Origin of the sequence: Jannaschia sp. Os4 (assembly GCF_016820245.1) — a bacterium.
Taxonomy (GTDB): Bacteria; Pseudomonadota; Alphaproteobacteria; order Rhodobacterales; family Rhodobacteraceae; genus Jannaschia.
Genome location: NZ_JAFCAR010000001.1, coordinates 457,857 through 473,613, shown reverse-complemented (window position 1 = coordinate 473,613; position 15,757 = coordinate 457,857). Strand labels below are relative to the sequence as shown.

At 74.4% G+C, this 15,757-nt stretch carries 13 protein-coding genes; 4 read left to right on the top strand and 9 right to left on the bottom strand.

The window, feature by feature from the left end; all coding sequences use genetic code 11:
• Positions 1-13: 13 nt before the first annotated feature.
• Positions 14-931, bottom strand: coding sequence for a DUF5996 family protein (locus JQC91_RS02440; protein ID WP_203285177.1), 918 nt, complete (start codon positions 929-931; stop codon positions 14-16).
• 103 nt (positions 932-1,034) lie between these two features.
• Here JQC91_RS02440 and JQC91_RS02435 point away from each other — a divergent pair, with 103 nt between their 5' ends.
• The 3 genes from JQC91_RS02435 to JQC91_RS02425 all read left to right on the top strand — a co-directional run bounded on the left by JQC91_RS02435 (position 1,035) and on the right by JQC91_RS02425 (position 4,742).
• Complete coding sequence (locus JQC91_RS02435; protein WP_203285176.1) at positions 1,035-2,309, top strand: MFS transporter; 1,275 nt, start codon at positions 1,035-1,037, stop codon at positions 2,307-2,309.
• Positions 2,310-2,387: 78 nt separating this feature from the next.
• Positions 2,388-4,127 carry a gamma-glutamyltransferase gene (gene ggt, locus JQC91_RS02430; RefSeq protein ID WP_203285175.1) on the top strand — a complete coding sequence of 580 codons (1,740 nt, stop codon included), beginning with the start codon at positions 2,388-2,390 and terminating at the stop codon, positions 4,125-4,127.
• A 282-nt stretch (positions 4,128-4,409) separates the two neighbouring features.
• On the top strand, positions 4,410-4,742 hold the full coding sequence (locus tag JQC91_RS02425) for a hypothetical protein (protein ID WP_203285174.1): 333 nt from the start codon (positions 4,410-4,412) through the stop codon (positions 4,740-4,742).
• 85 nt (positions 4,743-4,827) lie between these two features.
• Here JQC91_RS02425 and JQC91_RS02420 read toward each other — a convergent pair whose 3' ends face one another.
• The 8 genes from JQC91_RS02420 to JQC91_RS02385 are packed head-to-tail and all read right to left on the bottom strand — an operon-like array spanning position 4,828 to position 14,771.
• Entirely contained in the window at positions 4,828-5,766 is a 939-nt protein-coding gene (locus tag JQC91_RS02420; RefSeq protein WP_203285173.1) for a glycosyltransferase family 2 protein, read from the bottom strand.
• Entirely contained in the window at positions 5,763-7,277 is a 1,515-nt protein-coding gene (locus JQC91_RS02415; RefSeq protein ID WP_203285172.1) for an O-antigen ligase family protein, read from the bottom strand. The genes JQC91_RS02420 and JQC91_RS02415 overlap by 4 nt, the downstream gene beginning before the upstream one ends.
• A 21-nt stretch (positions 7,278-7,298) precedes the next feature.
• A complete protein-coding gene (locus JQC91_RS02410; protein WP_203285171.1) occupies positions 7,299-9,056 on the bottom strand; it encodes a right-handed parallel beta-helix repeat-containing protein in 1,758 nt (585 codons plus the stop codon).
• On the bottom strand, positions 9,053-10,486 hold the full coding sequence (locus JQC91_RS02405) for an oligosaccharide flippase family protein (protein WP_203285170.1): 1,434 nt from the start codon (positions 10,484-10,486) through the stop codon (positions 9,053-9,055). The genes JQC91_RS02410 and JQC91_RS02405 overlap by 4 nt, the downstream gene beginning before the upstream one ends.
• On the bottom strand, positions 10,483-11,382 hold the full coding sequence (locus JQC91_RS02400; protein ID WP_203285169.1) for a glycosyltransferase family 2 protein: 900 nt from the start codon (positions 11,380-11,382) through the stop codon (positions 10,483-10,485). Before JQC91_RS02400 ends, JQC91_RS02405 begins: the two co-directional genes overlap by 4 nt.
• A 4-nt stretch (positions 11,383-11,386) precedes the next feature.
• Positions 11,387-12,301, bottom strand: a complete 915-nt coding sequence (locus JQC91_RS02395; protein ID WP_203285168.1) for a CpsD/CapB family tyrosine-protein kinase — start codon at positions 12,299-12,301, stop codon at positions 11,387-11,389.
• A 12-nt stretch (positions 12,302-12,313) separates the two neighbouring features.
• Positions 12,314-13,858 carry a lipopolysaccharide biosynthesis protein gene (locus tag JQC91_RS02390; protein ID WP_203285167.1) on the bottom strand — a complete coding sequence of 515 codons (1,545 nt, stop codon included), beginning with the start codon at positions 13,856-13,858 and terminating at the stop codon, positions 12,314-12,316.
• 4 nt (positions 13,859-13,862) lie between these two features.
• Entirely contained in the window at positions 13,863-14,771 is a 909-nt protein-coding gene (locus JQC91_RS02385; protein WP_203285166.1) for an AAA family ATPase, read from the bottom strand.
• A gap of 325 nt (positions 14,772-15,096) precedes the next feature.
• On the opposite strand from JQC91_RS02385, the gene JQC91_RS02380 reads away from it, so the two are divergent.
• Positions 15,097-15,756 carry a sugar transferase gene (locus tag JQC91_RS02380; protein WP_203285165.1) on the top strand — a complete coding sequence of 220 codons (660 nt, stop codon included), beginning with the start codon at positions 15,097-15,099 and terminating at the stop codon, positions 15,754-15,756.
• Position 15,757 lies beyond the last annotated feature (1 nt).

Below are 15,757 nucleotides of genomic sequence, written 5' to 3'. Positions count from 1 at the left end.
CGGAGCCCCGTCCTCAGCCGCCGGGACGGCCCGCCACGCCATAGGGACGGGCGAGGTCGGGCCAGTCCCCGAGGCGCGCGGCGGCGGCGCAGGCCGCTTCCCAGAAGGCCGTCAGCCGGGCGGCGGGGTCGTCCGCGCGCCGCACCTCCTCGTAGGGCAGGAGCCACTCGCCCAGCTCGCTCGACCACGTCCCCGGCACGTCGGCCTCGGCGAAGCCGTCGGGGGTCGGGTAGGCGTAGGCGTAGAACGCCGCCTCCTGCCCGTCGCCGCCGGGCCAGAACCCGGCGGAGGCGACCTCGTGGCTGTAGGCCTCGCGGGTCACGACGTCGGGCAGGTTCGGGATGCCGCCGGGATGAGGGGGCGCCTCGCGGCCCGAGAAGCGCGTGACGGCGAGGTCGAGGGCACCCCAGAACAGGTGCACGGGGGAGGACTTGCCGACGAAGCCCGTCCGGAACCGCTCGGCCACGGGGACGATCCGCAGGAGCGCGCCGTGCCACGCCCGGATGGCCTCCGCGTCCCAGTCGCGGGGGCGGTCGTCGGCGGCGAAGGGGGTGGCGTCGGGCAGCTCCGACGGGCGGGGATGGATCATCGGGTCGGCCCCCACGGCGCGCAGCATACCCGTCACGCGGTCATGCGCCTCGGCCACCGACATCGGACGCAGGTCGAACTCCGCCAAGGCCCCGCCGTCTGCGGCGGCGCCGACCTGCATGGCGCGGAGGTCGACGTCGATCACCACGCAGCCGCCCGCCCGCTGATGCACCGATCCCGTCGTCAGCCCGCGCGGCGTCGGATAGAGCGTCGCGTGCCACGAGTGGTTCAGCCACGGCGCGTGGGCGAGGCGGTGCTTGCCGATCATCTGCAGCGTGCGGTGCAGAAGGTCGCGCGTGTCGCGCCAGTCGGCTTCGGGGGGGAGCGCGGGCCAGTCGGTCATGCGCCCACCCTAGGTCGATCAAGCCCCGTTGTCCCGCGCATCGGAAATCTTGGTTTGACGGGGAGGGGGGAGGGGCGCAGACCCGGGGGCCGGAGGACCGCCCATGACCACGCCCGCCCGGACCGACGCGCGCCTGTTCACCCCCGTGCTGATCGCCGGGTCCATCGTGCTGATGGTCGGCTTCGCCATCCGCGCGTCCTACGGGGTGTTCCAGATCCCCGTCGCGACCGAGTTCGGGTGGCCCCGCGCCGAGTTCTCCCTCGCCATCGCGATCCAGAACCTCGCATGGGGGATCGGCCAGCCGCTCTTCGGCGCGATCGGGGAGCGGTTCGGGGACCGCAAGGCGATCGTCCTCGGGGTGCTCTGCTACGCGGTGGGCCTGATCCTGACCGCCGGGGCGACGACGCCCATCGCGCATCAGGGCCTGTCGGTGCTGGTGGGCTTCGGCGTGGCGGGGATGGGCTTCGGCGTGATCCTCGCGATGGTGGGGCGGGCGGCCTCGGACGAGAACCGGTCGATGACGTTGGGCGTCGCCACCGCCGCCGGATCGCTGGGGCAGGTGTTCGGGGCGCCTGCCGCCGAATGGCTGATGATCGTGGGCTTCACATGGCAGGAGGTCTTCCTGATCTTCGCGGGGGTCGTCGGCCTGACCCTCTTCGCGCTGCCAATGATGCGCTCGCCCGAGGCGGCCTCGAAAGCGGAGCTTCAGGAGAGCATGGGCGCGATCCTCGGCAAGGCGTTCCGCGATCCCTCCTACGGGCTGATCTTCGTGGGCTTCTTCTCCTGCGGCTACCAACTGGCCTTCGTCACCGCGCACTTCCCCGCGCTCGTGACCGAGATGTGCGGGCCGATCGACCCGAACGGGGTGCTCTGGAGCATGGGCATCACCTCGACCTCCACGCTGGGGGCGGTGGCGATCTCGCTCATCGGCCTCGCCAACATCGCGGGCACGCTCTACGCCGGGTATCTCGGCAAGCGATACTCCAAGAAGTACCTGCTCGCGGGCATCTACGTCGGCCGCACGCTGGCCGCCGCCGCCTTCATCCTGTTCCCGATCACGCCGCTGACGGTGATCCTGTTCTCGGTGGCGATGGGGTCGCTGTGGCTGGCGACCGTGCCGCTGACCTCCGGGCTCGTCGCGCATATCTACGGGCTGCGCTACATGGGCACGCTCTACGGGATCATCTTCTTCTCGCACCAGCTGGGGTCGTTCCTCGGCGTCTGGCTGGGCGGGACGATGTACGACGCGACCGGCAGCTACGAGGCGGTCTGGTGGATCGGCGTGGGCGTGGGCCTGCTCTCGGCCATCGTGCACCTGCCGATCAAGGAGGTGCCCCTCGGCCAGAGGGTGCCGCGCGGGGCGGGCGCGGCGACCTGAGCATTCGGGGACCATCGAAGGGGGTGACGTAGGGGCATCCGTGCGTCACGCTGGGGCGGCACAACAGGAGGCTGCCCCATGCTCCGCGTTCTTCTCGCCACCACGCTGCTCGCCACCCCGGCCTTGGCCCAAGAGGCGGCGGACGCCGTCGCGCCCGAAGGGGCCACCGCCGGGCTGACGCCCGAGGCGGCCGCCCCCGTTACCTCGCAGGACTGGATGGTCGCCGCGGCGAACCCGCTGGCCGCCGAGGCGGGGGCGCGCGTGCTGCGCGAAGGCGGGTCGGCGGCGGACGCGATGGTCGCGGTGCAGGCGGTTCTGGGGCTGGTGGAGCCGCAGTCGAGCGGGCTCGGGGGCGGGGCGTTCCTCGTCTACTACGACGCCGCGACCGGCACGCTGACCACGCTGGACGGGCGCGAGACCGCGCCGATGGCCGCCACGCCCAAGCTGTTCCTGACCGAGGACGGGGAGCGGATGGGCTTCTGGGACGCGGTGGTCGGAGGGCTGTCGGTCGGCACGCCGGGCACGCCCATGCTGATGGAGGAGGCGCATCGCCGCTGGGGCACGGCCTCGTGGAGCGGGCTGTTCGACGACGCCATCGGGCTGGCCGAGGACGGGTTCCCGACCTCGCTCCGCCTCGCCATGGCGGTCACGGGCGATGCCGAGCGCCTGAGCGTGCATCCCGAGACGGCGGCCTACTTCCTGCCGGGCGGCACGCCGTTGCAGAAGGGCGAGACGCTGCGCAACCCGGCCTATGCCGACACGCTGCGGGCGATGGCCGAGCAGGGGGCGGACGCGCTCTACGAGGGCGAGATCGCCGAGGGGATCGTCGCCGCCGTGCGCGGGGCGGCGCAGCCGGGTTTGCTGTCGCTGGAGGACCTCGCCGCCTACAAGGTGGTCGAGCGGGAGGCCGTGTGCGCGCCCTATCACGGGGCGGAGGTCTGCGGGATGGGGCCGCCCTCGTCCGGCGCGCTGACGGTGGGGCAGATCCTCGCCATGCTGGACCGCTACGACCTCGCCGCGCTGGGGCCGGACTCGCCGGAGGCGTGGCGGCTCATCGGGGACGCGTCCCGCTTGGCCTTCGCGGACCGGGGCCTCTACATGGCCGACAGCGACTTCGTCCCGATGCCGGACCTCTTGGACGAGGCGTATCTAGCGGGGCGGGCGGTGCTGCTGTCCGGGGACATGGCGCTGGAGAGCGTCGAGCCCGGCACCCCCCCGTGGGACCATGCCGCGCTCGACCTCGCGCCGGGCCTCGACCTGTCCCTGCCCTCGACCTCCCACATCTCCATCGTGGACGCTGACGGCAACGCGCTGTCGATGACGACGACCATCGAGAACGGGTTCGGCAGCCGGGTCTGGGCGCCGGGCGGGTTCCTGCTGAACAACGAGTTGACGGACTTCTCCTTCGCCACCCATGACGACGGGCGGCCCGTCGCCAACCGGGTCGAGCCGGGCAAGCGCCCGCGCTCCTCGATGGCGCCGACCATCGTGATGCGGGACGGCGCGCCGGTGCTGGTGATCGGCTCGCCGGGCGGGTCGCGGATCATCGGCTACGTGGCCCAGGCCATCGTGGCGCACATGGACTGGGGGATGGATCCGCAGGCCGCAGTGTCGATGCCCCATCTCGTGAACCGCTTCGGGACCTACGACCTCGAGGAGGGGACGGCGGCCGCCGCGCTGGCACCGGACCTGGAGGCGCTGGGCTACGAGGTGAACGTGCGGGGGCTGAACTCGGGCCTCCACGCGATCGCCGTCACGCCGGACGGGCTGATCGGCGGGGCCGATCCGCGCCGGGAGGGCGTCGCCATCGGCGAGTGAGGCACGAGCGGACCGCAGCGGACGGCCCCCGGCACCCCGCCGGGGGCCGCCTTCGTTTCAGTATCGCGCGCCCCGTTCCCGCCGGCGTGAGCGAGGTGCGGCAGGGGGCGGTGGGTGTGCACCCACGCACCCATCTCCACCCCGTCTCACGCCCCCGTGCAATGCGGAGCGACCGGACGCGGCGTAGATCGGGGTCATCGCCACCGGGGCACGGACCACCGCCCCACCGGCACTTCACCCACCCTGGGACGCACGGACCCGGGCCGCACAAGGACCACACCCATGACCCGCACCATCCTCGCCGCCGCCGCTGCTGCTCTCCTCGCCGGGGCCACGCTCGGCACCGCCGCCTCCGCCGACCCGGCGCTGGCCATCGCGATCCACAACGACTCCGCCGAGCAGGGCGACCGCATCCAGCCCCGGACCACCTTCCGCCGCTCCGCCATCGGCGGGAGCCCGACCTTCGAGCTGGCCCGCTCCATCCAGAACGGCTCGGCCGACAGCCAGGACGGCCGCATCCTCGGCTCCGGCGTGCAGGTCTCGGGCAACGGCCACTCCGCGCGCGCGCAGGCCATCTTCGCGGAACTGGCCGAGGCCGCGCGCGACCAGGAATGACACGGACACGGTCGCCGGGCCTGTCCCTCTCCCCCCGATCCGGCGATCCCGGGAGGCCCCGCGCACCGCGCGGGGCCTTTCCCGTTCAGCGGAAGGCGATCGTCCGCGCCGCCGGGTCCAGCCGGTCCCGCACGGCGGCGGGCGGCGGACGGTCGAGCGCGCCCCGCAGGAGCGCGTCGGCCCCGGCGAGATCGCCCTTCGCCGCCATCTGCGCCGCCTTCGCCCACGAGAACGCCATCGCCCCGAGGCGCGCCTGCGGGAGGTGGGCGCGCACGAAGCGGTGCCGCGCCCGGTGCAGGAAGTAGGTCGACATCGGGCTGGCCCTCCGACCCGGACGCCCCGACCCGATGGAGGTGCCCGCGCGGTGATGCACCACCGCGCCGGGGCAAGGGAGGATCGGCAGGTCCCCGAGGCGCCGCGCCCACGCCACCTCCTCGTAGTAGAGGAACGTCTCGTCGGGCATCGGCCCCGCCCGCTCGTAGAGCGCGCGCGAGGCGACGAGATGGGCGCCGGACACGAAGTCCATCCGCGCCGGCATGGCCGCCTCGGCGGCGGGACGGCCCCGGTTGATCCCGTCGGTCCGGCCCGTGCGCCGGTCGAGCCGCCCTCCATCGGACTGCACCACGCCGGGCGGGTCGTCGTAGAGGACCCGTCCCCCGATCATGCCCCACGGCGCGTCCCCGCCGCAGGCCGCGAGGACGGCGGCGGTGTCGGGACGGGCCGTGCAGTCCGGGTTCAGCAGCCACACGCGGTCGAGGCCGTCATCTGCGAACAGGCGGGCGAGCCCCCGGTTCACCCCGCCCGCGAAGCCCGCGTTCACGGGGGCGGCGTCGATCTCCACGGAGTGCGGGGCTGCGACGTGGACGCCCCGCGCGACCGCCAGCGTGTCGTCGGGCGAGGCGTTGTCGACGACGACCACCCGCAGGGCGGTGCCCTCGGACGCCATCAGCGACGCGAGGCAGGGGCCGATGACGTCGGCGCTGCGATGGGTGACGACGACGACGCCGAGGCGCGGCGCGGTCACGTCCTCCTCCGGTGGACGGGGGCGAAGCGGCTGTGGCGCGCCTCCGCGCGGGGCGACCCCGCGGCGTCCGCGCGCGCGGGTCTCGGGGCGGGTACGGGGTCTGGCGCGGGCGTGGGGACATGGCGGGGCGGCTCGACCGCGCGCGTCGCTCCGGGCAGGCGCGGCGGCCCCGCAGGCCCGGCCGGGGGGGCGCCGCGACCGTCCTCGAGCAGCGCGTCCGGCGCGGTGCCGAACCACGCGCCTGCCCCGAGCAGCAGGAAGGCGAAGGCGTGGATGCTGTTCCACGCGTGGACCGTCGCGAACGAGAAGATCAGGCCCAGCATGACGAACACGTAGCCGAGCCGCTGCATCCGCACCTCGCCCCCGGCGGGCAGGGGGCGCCCCGCCGCGCGCGCGATCAGCAGGATCCACGCGGCGGCCATCGTCAGGAAGCCGAACACCCCGTGCCGCATCGCGAGGAGCAGCCAGTAGTTGTCCACCGAGTCGGTGTGCATCCAGCCCGGCCGTTCCCAGTCGTTGAACCCGATCCCGACCCAAGGGCTGTTCCAGACGTTCTGCAGCCCGTGCTCGAAGATCAGGGCGCGCCAGTAGGCCGTGTGGGGCGAGAAGGTCGCATAGGTCATGAAGACCTGGATCGGGGAGCGGTTCGAGGCGAGGTCCACCGCGACGTAGGCGATCACGGCGAGCCCCACGAGCACGCGCCAGCGCGCCGGGACCGCGCGGGTCAGGGTGGCCCAGCCGATCAGCGCGATCTGGAACGCGATGGCCAGCAGCCCTCCGGAGCTCAGCGACAGGAGCGCCGTCGCCGCGCAGAGCGCGCCGATGGCGAGGCGCCGGATGCGGCGCATCCGCGCGCGCATCGCCACCATCGCGAGCGGGAAGCTGGTGGCGCAGAAGACGCCGAAGTGGATCGGGTGCGGGAAGGTCAGCTGCACGCGGTTCAGGCCGATGCGCTGGCCCGCGTCGACGGTCTCGTTCGTCGACGTGCCCGGAACGGCGCGCAGGATCTCGAGCAGGAGCGGACGGCCCGTCATCGTCTCGACGACCGCGAAGGGCAGCGCCAGCAGGACCAAGGCCACGACCCAGCGGGCGAGGCGGGCGAACTCGTCGGGCGTGCGCACCCATGCGCGTCCGAGCAGGTAGCTGCCGTAGATCTCGATCCCGAGCGAGCCGGCCTGCGTCACCGCGAGCTCGGGCGACGTGAACATCAGCGTGACGCCCATCACCGCGACATGCGCCAGCAGCAGCCAGTCCGTCGCGATCAGCCGACCGTAGCGCCCCGTCACGAGCTGCACGAAGAGGGGCAGCGTCACCGCCAGCAGGAGGATCCGGACCCCGGTGAGCGAGAGCCCTCCGAGGGAGACGGTGAGCGGAAGGAGCACGGCGGCGAAGTACGCCGCCGTCACCCACGTGAGGACGCGCCCGCCCGAGGCCGTCGCCGTGGCGGGGCGGGGGAACGCGCCGGCCCGGAGGCGCGGCATCGCGCCCTCGGGTCCCGCCGTCCCGATCATGGCCGCCCCCGCCGCCATCCGTCAGTTCGCCCCGATCGCCGAGAGCTGGATCAGGGACACCTCGCCGTCCATCTCCTTGCGGTCGCCGAACGGGTTGCCGACGTGCAGGCTCCAGTGCTCGGGTGGGCGGGTCCGTCCGCGCGTCGACGCGCGGGCGCGGGCGCCGCCGTCGACCTCGGCCCAGACCTCCCCGGAGCGGGCGTCGTAGCCGACCCGGACGTCGTGCCAGCCCCCGTCGAGCAGGTTCGCGTCCTTCACCTTCAGCGTGACCGGGCGCGCGTCGATCGTCCCGAGGCTGACCGTCAGGTGCCCTTGGTCGGTCACGCCCATCTCCATGCTCATGTGGATCCGCATGAACTGACCCCACGCCGAGCGGTCCGGTACCGCGCGCAGGCGGATGTCGAAAATGAAGGCCTCCGCGTCGAAGAAGCTGCGGACGAACTCGCGCGGGACGTCGAACCCGTCGCGCCCGTCGCCGATGCGGCCCAGATGCCGCCCGAGCGTCTCGACGTGGTCGGGGTCGCCGACGGCGTCGTAGGTCAGCATCTCGCCCGTGGCGGCGTCGAAGCGCATCCGGCGCGGCAGGTCGAAGCGGGTCGTGCCGGCCTGCAACGGCGCCTGCTCCCAGCCGTAGCGGGGGGCCACGAAGGACGTCCCGCCGATGATGGGCGTTTGATCGGTCAGGTCGGGGACGTGCTCGTTGAGGTCGAGCCGCTCCGACCACGCGAGCGCGGCGCCCGCCTCGGCCTCGGCCAGGGCGCGATCGACGTCGAGGGCGCGCGCCTCGCCGGACGCGCCGCGCGCGACGTTGCCGGCGCGCTCGACCCGGGTGGCGGCGGAGGCCACGACGATCTCCGCGCGCTCGGCCTCCGGCCCGCCGATCAGCGCGTTCGCCCGCATCACCACCCCGTCGGCCGCGCCGACGACGATGGCCTGCCGGGCGGGATGCTCCAGCCGGTTCCCCTCGAACGAGACGTCGCGCAGCGCGCCGGTGGCGACGATGCGCGCGGGCCGGGCCTCGGACCCGCCCAAGGTGTTGCCCGCCACGGTCGCGTCGGTCAGCCCCGGCGCGCCGTCGGCGCCGGCCTGCCCGACGAGCTGGATCGAGGGGCGATCCTCCGCGTCGTGGCCGCCCGCGTCGAGGCGGTTGTCCTCGACGGTGACCCATGCGCCGTCCCGGACGGTCACCACCGCGCCGGTGGCCCCGCCGATGTGGTTCGCGCGCAGCACCGCGCCGTCGGTGCCGTCGAAGGCGACGGCCGTGGCGAAGCCCTCGATGTCCGAGTCCTCCAGCGTCACCGCCACCGAGCGGCGCACGTCGACGCCGACCGTGCCCTCGCCCGGCGCGCCCGCGATGGACAGGTCCACGAGCGAGACGTGGCCCGAGGCGGCGACCACCACCGCGCCGCGCCCGCCCGCGGGCCGCAGCGCGACGCCTTCGACCCGGACGTGCTGGCTGTCGCGGAGGGAGAGGCCGTCCAGCACGGCGGGCCGGTCGGGGTCGGCGGAGGTCACGAGGATCGGGGCCTCGCCGGTCCCCCGCAGCCCCGAGAGCGCGAGCGGCGGATGCGTGCCCGGCTTGAGGGCGAGGACGTCGCCCGCCTCCAGGTCGGCGCCCGGGGCGGCGCCGGGCCGGGCCTGCGCGGCGCCCGCGTCGTACATCGTGTCCTGCGGCGCGCCGATGGTCAGCGGGCCGCCGCCCTCGCGTCCGCCGACGTAGCCGGCCACGCCGGCGATCACCGCCACGAGGGGCAGGTAGAGGAGGGTGTGCGACTTCATGCGGGCATCCCCACGGGTTGCGGCGCGCGGCGCCGGGTGAACGGAAGGCGGAGGCCGGGGACGCGCAGCGTCGCGACCGCCGCGAGCGCGAGGAGCGCCGCGGGGCCGGTGGCGCCGAGGGCGGCGGCCCCGATGGAGAGGGAGGCGGCGAGGCCGGGCAGGAGCAGCGGTCGAAGCACGAGCGGCACCTCCCGGCGCAGGAGGCCGACCAGCAGGACGGCCACCGCCGCCTCGCCTATCAGCCCGCAGACGAGCAGCGCCTCGAGGGGCGCGCCGCCGTGCAGCAGCGCCATGCCCAGCCCGGCGGCGGCGGCGCGGGGCAGGCCCGCGACCATCAGGAGGCCGGTGCGGCCTTGGCTCGTGGCGATCGTGCTCGGCGCGGTGCGCCACAGCATCACCGCCGTCGCCGCCGCGAGCAGGGGCATCAGGTCCCGCGCGGGCGCGAATTCCGGGCCGAGGAGCGCGGTCACCAGCGGCCCGAGGACCGGCGGCAGCAGAGCGGCGTAGAGCGCGGCGACCGGCAGCATCAGGGCCATGCCGCCCGTCGCGCGGGCGTCGAAGGCGGCGGCGCCCTCGGAGGTCGCGCGATCGGGAGCCGAGAGCAGCGGCAGCGCGAGGGTCGAGGCCGCGCGGAACAGGACCAGCGCGGGCGTCAGCGTGAGCGTGAGGGCCATCGCGAAGGCCCCGGTCGTGGCCATGTCGAACCATGTCGTCACCGCGAAGCGGTCCGCCTGCATCGTCGCCAGCGCCATCAGCGAGCCGCCGAGCAGGGGCGCGCCGAATGCGAGGACGCCGCGCAGCCTGTCGAGATCGAACGAGACGCGCCACCGGCGCTCGGCCACGGCGTGCGAGGCCAGCGTGCCGGTGGCCGCGTGCACCAGCATCACGCCCAGCATCGCGCGCCAGTCGCCCAGCCACCACGCGAGCGGCCATGCGGCGGCCAGCGAGACGACGGGCTGGAGGGCGAGGTGCGCGGCCTGCGGCCCGAAGCGCATCGCGCGGGCCTGCCGGTGGAGGTCGAGATGCGCGACCCCGTGGACGAGCGCGACGAGCGACAGGGCGGCGAATCCCCATGCCACCTCGGGGATGCCGAAGAGGCGCGACACCGGTCCCGCCGTCGCGAGCATGGCCACCGCCACGAGGAGGCCGCGCAGCAGTTGCGCGCCGTGCAGCGCCGCCTGCGTCTCCGGGCGGTCGCCGTCGCGGGACTGGACCATCTGCCGGTCCAGCCCCAGCGAGGTCAGCGTCTCGGCCACGGTGATGACCAGGACGAGCGCGGCCGCCGTGCCGTAGTCCTCGATCGGCAGCAGCGCCGCGACCGCGAGGTTGCGCGCGAGCATCAGCGCGGAGGCGGCGACGTTGCTCGCGGTGAGCAGGGCGCCGCCTCGCAGCAGGCGTCCGCGCAGGCCGGTGTCCGCCGCCGCGCTCACGCCGCCGCCTCGCGCCAGCGCGCGGCGAGGGCGACCGGATCGCCGCCGAGGGCGAGGGACGCCATGCGGCGGGCGCGGTGCCAGCGGATCGCGGTGCAGCCCGCCAGCGCCGCCGCGCGGGCGCGGGGGCCGTCGAGGCGGTCGGTCGTCGCGATCTCGGGAAGGGCGGCGAGGGGGGAGAGGGGCAGGGCGGCGGCCTTCGCCACCCAGCGCAGGCGCGCGCCGGGCGTCACCACCCGGGCCCGGTCGTGGGCGACGTGGCGGTCCCACTTGCGGCGCAGTTCTCCGAGCGAGGGGCGCGCGGGGTGCGTGACGGCCATCGCGGGGTCGAAGCGGGTCTCGATCCCCATCGCCCGCGCGCGGTGGCCCCAGTCGCGGTCCTCCGCCACGCCCAGCCCCGCGAAGGGGCCGATGCGGCGCGCGGTCCGGGCGCGCACGGCCATGTTGCCCGCCCCGGTGAAGCCTTGGCGCGCCACGTAGCGGTCCATGCGGAAGGCGAACACGGCCTCGTAGGCCTCGACCGGCGTGGGGCGGCGCGGATCGGCGGGCTCGACGCGGACGTCGCCGCCGAGGATGCCGTCGAACCCGTCCGCGAACGCCGCGCGCAGGGCGCCCGCCCAGCCGGGGCGGGGCAGGCAGTCTGCGTCGAGGAAGGCCAGCAGGTCCGCGCCGGTCGCCGCGATGCCTGCGTTGCGCGCGGGGCCGGGGCCCGGGGTCGGCTCGGAGATCAGGCGGGCACGGGGATGCGCCGCGACCACGTCCACGGGAAGCGCGGCGGAGCCGTTGTCGACCACGATCACCTCGTCCGGGCCGTCGCTCCGCGCGAACAGCGCCGCCAGCCCGCGCGCGAGGTCGGCGGGCTGGTCGAGATGGGGGATGACGACGGCGAGGCGCATGGGGTCAGGCCGCCGAGGGCTCGTAGCCGTAGCCGTACCCGTAGCCGTAGTCCTGGCCCGGATGGCTGCACTTGTTGAGGATGACGCCCATCACGTTGGTGCGGTCCGCGAGATCCTTCTCGCACAGGTCGATCTCGCGCGCGGTCGTCGCCTCGGCGGCGGCGATCAGCAGCACCGCGTCGACATGCGGCGCGAAGGCGATGGTGTCGTCCGCTACCAGCATCGGCGGCATGTCGAAGATCATCACGTCGGGCGCGTAGGTCTCCTCGATCCGCCGGAGCGCGGAGACGGCGGAGGTGGAGTGCATCAGCTCGGCCGGGTTGCGGACCGGGCCCGCGTTGGTCGCGATCAGGAGGTTGTCGCCGTAGCGGACCGCGTGCTCCTCGAACGCCGCGCGCTCCTTGAGCACGCGGGAGATGCTCTGCCGCCGCTTCATGCCGAGGAGGCGCGCCATCGACGGGCGGCGGAAGTCCATCTCGCACAGGATCGCCCGCGTCTCCGTCTGACGCGAGAACGAGAAGGCGAGGTTGGCGCTGACCGTGGACTTGCCGCAGGACGGCGTGGGCGACGTGATCGCCAGCCGGGTCCAGCCCCGGTCGCGCATCTGCTTGAGCAGCTTGGTCCGCATCACGTCGAAGGGCGCGCCCTCGTGGCGGCTGTGCTGCGTGAGCACGCGGTGGTGCTCCAAGAGCTCGGGGTCGGGCCGGAAGTCGGGCAGGGCCGCCCATGCGGCGTCGCGCGTCACCGCCGACGAGGCGGGCCGGGGGGCGGCCTCGGCCTTCGGCGCGGCGGGCGGCGCGGGGCGCGCGATGCCCGCCTTCCGCAGCAGGGAGACGGGCGCTTGGGGCGCGGGCGCCTCGGGGGCGGCGGCGCGGCGGGCGGCGCGGGCCTCGGCGATGGCCTTGTTGACGTGGTCCATTGGCATGTCCTCTCAGTCGGTCCGCAGGCCGATCAGCGCAGGCAGGGATTCGAGCTTCCGAAGGGCGAGCGCCACGAGCAGGTCGAGCGGGATGACGAGCATGTGCACCGCCGCCAGCGCGACCGGGACCGACAGGACCGCCGCGCCGATCCCCATCCGCAGCTGGCGCCGCTGCGACTCGAGCTCGGCCTCGGTGTAGATGTAGGGGAGCACCCCGAACGGCGTGATCCCAAGCGCCGTCACGAGGTCGTCCGGACGGCGCAGGCCGCGCTGCATGAAGATCAGGCCCCCGACGAGGATCAGCCCGAGCGACACGCCCGCGAACAGGCCGCCGCCCGCGATCAGGACGCGGTTCGGCTTGAACGGGGCGCCGGGGATGACGGCCTGCTCGATGACGCTGATGCGCTGGCCCTTGGAGAGCGTCTCGATGGCGTCGCCGGTCTCGGCCAGCGACTTGGCCTCGACCGCCTGCGTGTACTGGGACCGCAGCAGGTCGTAGTCCCGCTCGAGCGTGGCGAGGGTCAGAGCGTTGCCCGGCGTCGCCGCGAGGGCGACCCGGGCCGCCTCGACCTCCTGCGTGAGCCGGGCGGTCTGGGCGGCGATCTCGTCGAGCTCGGCGTCGTAGTCCGCCATCGTCCGCGCGAACGCGCCGCCGCGCCCGGAGGCGAGCCGCTCGGAGTTGACGCGCCGCGACAGCGACTCGATCCGGTCCTCGAACTCGGCCCGCTGCGGGTCGCCGGACGGCAGGGCGTCGCGCTGGCGGCGCAGCCCGGAGAGGATGCGCTCCTCGCGGGTCTGGGCCGGGCGGCTCGCGGTGTCGTCGATGGTCCGCAGGCTGTCGTGCAGGCGCTGCTGGCGCTCGCGCTGGCGGCGGACGGCCTCGGCGCGGTCCTCGAGGAGGGCGAGGTTCGCCTCCGCCTCGTCCAGCCGGGCGCGCAGGAACGTCGCGCCCTCGGGCAGGGCGTCGCGGTTCTCCTCGCGGAACGTGAGGATGCGCGCGTTCATCCGCGACAGGTCCTGGTCGAGCCGCGCGACTTCCTGCTCGAAGAACTCCAGCGTCTGCCGGGCCACGGTGGTCCGCATCCGCACGTCCTCGGCCAGCACGAGCGTGACGAGCTCGTTGGCGACGGCGGCGGCGCGGGCGGGGAGGGGGTCGTCGAACGCGACGGTCAGCAGGGTGGCGCGGACGCCGTCGCGCCCGCTGCCGTCGATGTCGTAGGTGATGCGGTCGCGCATGTCCCGCACGATGGCGTCGGCGGCGAGCGTGTCGGTTGCGGTGCCGTAGACGCGCATCCGCGTGGCGAGGTCGAGCATCGCCTCGCGCGAGCGGATGCGCTGGTCGATGATCTCCAAGGTCTCGACGGCGGCCGTCTCGACCGTCGACGCGGCCAGCTCGTCGGGGATCTTCTCGGACTCGACCACGAGCACGGCGGCCGCGCGGTAGGTCGCCGGCAGCTTGACGGCGAGGCCGACCCCGGCGGCGGTGAACACCGCGACGCAGAGCAGGAACCAGTGCAGCCGGTCCTTGAACATGCCGATGTAGAAGCTCGTATCCATCAGGTCACACAGCGCGGGGGCGGAGGGGAACGGGCACGGGCTCCGAGGCCACCGCGGCGGCGGGCGTCGGGCGCGCGGCGAAGAACAGGCCGTCGTCCAGCACCTCGCGGACGGTCGCGGCGGTCACGCGGGGCGTCTCGCCCGCGGGGGCCTCGGCGGCCATCCCGTAGACCAAGGCCAGCTCGCAGAGCTGGTTCACGAGGCGGGGGATGCCGCCGGTCGCCTCGGCCACCATGACGCAGGCCGCCTCGTCGAAGATCGGCGTGGTGGCGCCCGCGACCTCGAGGCGGTGCGCGACGTAGCCGGCGGTCGTCGCGGCGTCCATCGCCTTGAGGTGGGCGGCCGCCGCGATGCGTTGCGCCAGCTGCTCCATGCCCGGCCCGCGCACGGCATCGCGCAGCTCGGGCTGCCCGATCAGGACGATCTGCAGCAGCTCGTCGCGGCGCGCGTTGATGTTGGTGAGCATCCGCAGCTCCTCGAGGGCGCGGCGCCCGAGGTTCTGCGCCTCGTCCACGATCAGGACGCAGCGCTGGCCGGCCGCGTAGCGCTCGATCAGGAAGGCTTGGAGCGCGCGCATCGCGCAGACATGGCCGAGGGTCGTGTCGACCTCCTCGCCGAACGCCGTGAGCACCCAGAGCAGCAGGTCCTCGTGCGCGTCCCACGCGCTCGACATCAGGCCGACGCACAGGTCGTCGCCCGCCTCGTCGAGGAACCGGTGCATGAGGGTCGTCTTGCCCGCGCCGATCTCGCCGGTCACGAGCGTGATGGGCGCGCAGGTCAGGACCCCGTACTCGAGGACCGCGTGCGCCCGGGCATGGTCGGGCGACCAGTAGAGGTAGGCCGGGTCCGGCACGAGCGAGAAGGGACGGTCGGACAGGCCGTAATGCGCGGCGTAGACGTCGAGGCTGGCCATGTCGGTCCTTTCTGCGGTGCGGCACCCGGTCCGGGGGCGGTTGAGATCGTTTCCCAGATGGCGGCGGTTTCGGGCGGCTTTGTGACCGTTCGGGTGAATTTGAGAGGCGGCGCCGTTGACGCCGGGTCCGCCTCGTCGCCCGCCGCGCAGGGGCGGCGTGGCGCGATCGGCGCATGTTTCGATGGGTCTCGCCCAAAATTCGCCCCAAGCGCCGTCCATCACGTCGGGCGGGAGGGATCGGTCGACTCGCGTCGCCCGGACCGTCCCCCGGACCGAAACGATGTGCCGCCCGCCGTTCCAGCACGCGGGCCGGAGGACCCGCCGCATGATCCCCGCCGCCGCGCCCCATCCGCTCTCCGACGCGCGCGCCGCGCGCCGCGCGGCCTATCGCGCGACCGTCAAGCGCGTCGTGGACGTTGCCCTCGTCCTGCTCGCCGCCCCCGTGGTCCTGCCCGTGGTCGGGCTGCTCGCGGGGCTGACGATGCTCGACGGCGGCCCCGCCTTCTACGCGCAGCGGCGGATCGGGCGGAACGGCGCGCCCTTCCTGATGTGGAAGCTGCGCTCGATGGTCGTGGGCGCGGACGCCGCCTTGGAGGCGCATCTCGCCGCCGACCCCGCCGCGCGCCGCGAATGGGACCGCCACCAGAAGCTGGAGCGCGACCCGCGCGTCACGTGGATGGGCCGGATCACTCGGCGCACCTCGCTCGACGAGCTGCCCCAGCTTTGGAACGTGCTCGCGGGCGACATGTCCCTCGTCGGGCCGCGCCCCATGATGGAGGGGCAGCGCGCCCTCTATCCGGGCCACGAGTACTACCGCCTGCGCCCCGGCCTGACCGGCGCGTGGCAGGTGTCCGCGCGCCACGAGTCCGACTTCGCCGACCGCGCGGGCTACGATCGCGACTACGACCGGGCGCTCTCGGTCGGGGGCGACGCGCGCATCATCGCCAAGACCGTAGGCGTGGTCCTCCGCGCCTCCGGCCGCTGAC

Coding starts and splice junctions, on each gene's coding strand:
- JQC91_RS02385 (WP_203285166.1), bottom strand. CDS start 14,771: ATGGCCAGCCTCGACGTCTACGCCGCGCATTACGGCCTGTCCGACCGT.
- JQC91_RS02410 (WP_203285171.1), bottom strand. CDS start 9,056: ATGAAGTCGCACACCCTCCTCTACCTGCCCCTCGTGGCGGTGATCGCC.
- JQC91_RS02395 (WP_203285168.1), bottom strand. CDS start 12,301: ATGGACCACGTCAACAAGGCCATCGCCGAGGCCCGCGCCGCCCGCCGC.
- JQC91_RS02380 (WP_203285165.1), top strand. CDS start 15,097: ATGATCCCCGCCGCCGCGCCCCATCCGCTCTCCGACGCGCGCGCCGCG.
- JQC91_RS02390 (WP_203285167.1), bottom strand. CDS start 13,858: ATGGATACGAGCTTCTACATCGGCATGTTCAAGGACCGGCTGCACTGG.
- JQC91_RS02435 (WP_203285176.1), top strand. CDS start 1,035: ATGACCACGCCCGCCCGGACCGACGCGCGCCTGTTCACCCCCGTGCTG.
- JQC91_RS02415 (WP_203285172.1), bottom strand. CDS start 7,277: ATGATCGGGACGGCGGGACCCGAGGGCGCGATGCCGCGCCTCCGGGCC.
- ggt (WP_203285175.1), top strand. CDS start 2,388: ATGCTCCGCGTTCTTCTCGCCACCACGCTGCTCGCCACCCCGGCCTTG.
- JQC91_RS02440 (WP_203285177.1), bottom strand. CDS start 931: ATGACCGACTGGCCCGCGCTCCCCCCCGAAGCCGACTGGCGCGACACG.
- JQC91_RS02400 (WP_203285169.1), bottom strand. CDS start 11,382: ATGCGCCTCGCCGTCGTCATCCCCCATCTCGACCAGCCCGCCGACCTC.
- JQC91_RS02425 (WP_203285174.1), top strand. CDS start 4,410: ATGACCCGCACCATCCTCGCCGCCGCCGCTGCTGCTCTCCTCGCCGGG.